The sequence below is a fragment of the Saccharospirillaceae bacterium genome (assembly GCA_022448365.1).
Classification (GTDB): domain Bacteria; phylum Pseudomonadota; class Gammaproteobacteria; order Pseudomonadales; family Oceanobacteraceae; genus Bacterioplanoides.
On the sequence record JAKVCS010000022.1, the window covers coordinates 1 to 2894 of the forward strand.

Genomic DNA, 2894 nt, shown 5'->3' on the forward strand with positions numbered 1-2894 from the left:
TGAACACCCTCTCCAATAGAAAATGATCAGTCTCTGCGATTCAAAGTGATCACTCTCTGCGATTGAAAATGATCACTTTTAGGCAGTTATCGCAGAAGGTGATCACGTTAGTGCAGAGGCTGATCACTTTCCTTTAACACACTTCCAGCGCATTCATTTCATTGATTGACCGCATTGTATCCTGTGTGCTTTTGCACCGAGGTTGACAATGCCCAACAAGAGATTAGCTATGCGACATATCAAAGAAATACTCCGCCTTAAACTGGAGGCGAAACTCAGTCATCGTAAAATATCCCGTTGCCTCAGTATTGGCGTGGGTACCATTTCCCTCTACAGCCAACGCGCTAAGGAAGTCGGCCTCACTTGGCCATTACCCGCTGACCTGAGTGATAACGACCTTGAGCAGCTATTATTTCCCTCACCTAAAGTCAGTGGTCGTCATGGACGGATTCCTCCAGACTGCGCGGCTATGCACCAAGAACTGAAACGCAAAGGTGTCACCAAGCAGTTATTGTGGGAAGAATATAAACAAGTCTATGGCAATGCGGGTTATCAATTCTCCCAGTACTGCAACTATTACCGTGATTGGCTGCACCAACAAAAACGCTCCATGAGACAGATCCACAACGCCGGTGAGAAATTGTTTGTGGATTACAGTGGTGCCACGGTACCTATCGTTAACCCCGATACGGGTGAAATACGGTGTGCAGAAATCTTTGTGGCGGTATTGGGTGCAAGTAATTACACCTTTGCCGTGGCGTCTTGGACACAACGGAAAGCGGATTGGATTGAAGCGCATACCAAGGCCTTTGAGTTCTTTGGTGGTGTGCCTGAGATCGTCGTACCCGATCAATTGCGCAGTGCGGTGAGCAAGCCGTGCCGTTATGAACCCACCATCAATGCCAGCTACCAACACATGGCCTCACATTATAAAACCGCCATTATTCCTGCCAGACCATTAAAACCCAAGGATAAGGCCAAAGCAGAGAATGCCGTACTCATTGTGCAACGGTGGGTATTAGCCAAGTTACGCCATCATACTTTTTTTACCTTGGCCGACTTGAATCATGCCATTGCGGTACTGGTTGATGATCTCAATCGCCGTCCCTTTAAAAAACTCCCCGGCACTCGCCTCAGCCAGTTTGAAGCCTTAGATCAACCCGCGCTGAAACCGTTACCCGCCCAACGTTATGAATACCTGGACTTTAAGCAGGCAAGAGTCAACATCGACTACCACATTGAGTTTGATAAACACTATTACTCAGTCCCTCATCACCTCGTTAAATCTCAAGTCGAGGTGCAAGCCTCTCGCGATAGTGTTGCGATCTTTTTCAAAGGGCAACAAATCGCTCGCCATGCCCGCAGCTTACGACAAGGGGGCTTTACCACCCACAAGACTCACATGCCAGAAGCCCATCAGCACCAGCAAAGCTGGACACCTCAGCGATTAATGAACTGGGGGAAACGGATCGGGTCTTCGACAGAAAAAATGGTGGTGGTATTACTGGAACACAAACAACACCCCGAGCAGGCCTACCGGGCTTGCTTGGGGTTACTCAACTTAGCTAAGCAATACTCACCAGATCGTTTAGAGGCGGCGTGTTTACGCGCACTCCATATCAACGCGCCACGATTAAAAAACGTCAAATCCATTCTAAAAAGCAACATGGATCAATTACCACTGCCAACCCATCCAGAACAATCCACGATGGACGTTCACCCCAATGTACGAGGGTCTGATTATTACCACTAGCTCAACAACAACACACACTTTTAATCATCCATAACAAAGGAAACATCATGTTAGAAACACAAAGTCTACAACAACTCCGTCAATTGAAATTAACGGGCTTAGCTGACGCATTGGAAATGCAATTTAGCCAACCCAATACCTATGATGAGCTGTGTTTTGCAGAACGCATTAGTCTCGCCATCCAACAAGAAATCAGTTCTCGTCAGAATAAACGGCTACAGCGTTTACTCAGAGCCGCGCGCTTTAAAGTCGCCGCTCGGCTAGAAGATGTGGATTACTCGCACCCTCGTGGATTAAAACAAAGTACCGTCGCAGGCTTACAAAGCAATGACTGGATTGCACGCCATCAGAACATCGTCTTCACTGGCCCCACAGGCTGCGGTAAAACCTACCTAGCCTGTGCATTAGGTCACCACGCTTGCCACCAAGGGTATCGCGTTCGTTACTATCGAGCGACTCGCTTGTTTGAGCAATTAACGATCTCGCATGGTGACGGCAGCTACCTGAAACTATTAGAGCAAATCGCCAAAACGGAATTGCTGATCATTGATGATTGGGGCCTAGAGCCACTGAGCCAAAGTCAAAAGAATGATTTATTGGAGATTATGGAGGATAGACATAACAACAAATCAACGATCTTTACCAGTCAATTACCGATCACCCAATGGCATGAATTTATCAGCGATCCCACACTGGCTGATGCCATTCTTGATCGCTTATTGCATAACGCCCATAAGTTGCCATTGAAGGGAGAATCCATGAGAAAAGTGCTCACATCCTTGACGGAAGGTGATCACTTAACGTAAAAAGAACATCCTGAATGCTTAGGAAGAAAAAGTGATCATGTTCAATTGGCGGCGGTGATCATCTTCAGTGGAATACGCATCACCCCTTAAAAACGGCGAAGTTATGTGAAACTTCTTGTTTTTAAGGGGGTCGCACTGGCCTATCGGCCAGTGGCGGTACATCCTTGTACCGCTATTAACCCGACATAAATACTTGCCGGGTTAATAAATTTGTTGAATATCTGACTGAAGTCGTGATGTGCATATTCCACTCCAAGATGAACACCCTCTCCAATAGAAAATGATCAGTCTCTGCGATTCAAAGTGATCACTCTCTGCGATTGAAAATGATCACT

General features: G+C 46.7%; 2 protein-coding genes. Both read left to right on the forward strand.

The genetic code is table 11. The features are described from left to right. The first annotated feature begins 208 nt into the window (after window positions 1–208). Window positions 209–1753, forward strand: a complete 1545-nt coding sequence (istA, locus tag MK185_17675) for an IS21 family transposase (GenBank protein MCH2042460.1) — start codon at window positions 209–211, stop codon at window positions 1751–1753. Between the two features lie 47 nt (window positions 1754–1800). Beyond that, window positions 1801–2559, forward strand: coding sequence for an IS21-like element helper ATPase IstB (istB, locus tag MK185_17680; protein ID MCH2042461.1), 759 nt, complete (start codon window positions 1801–1803; stop codon window positions 2557–2559). The last annotated feature ends 335 nt before the right edge of the window (window positions 2560–2894 follow it).

Excerpts from the sequence above, each read along its gene's own strand:
- istA (MCH2042460.1), top strand. The coding sequence starts at position 209 with ATGCCCAACAAGAGATTAGCTATGCGACATATCAAAGAAATACTCCGC.
- istB (MCH2042461.1), top strand. The coding sequence starts at position 1,801 with ATGTTAGAAACACAAAGTCTACAACAACTCCGTCAATTGAAATTAACG.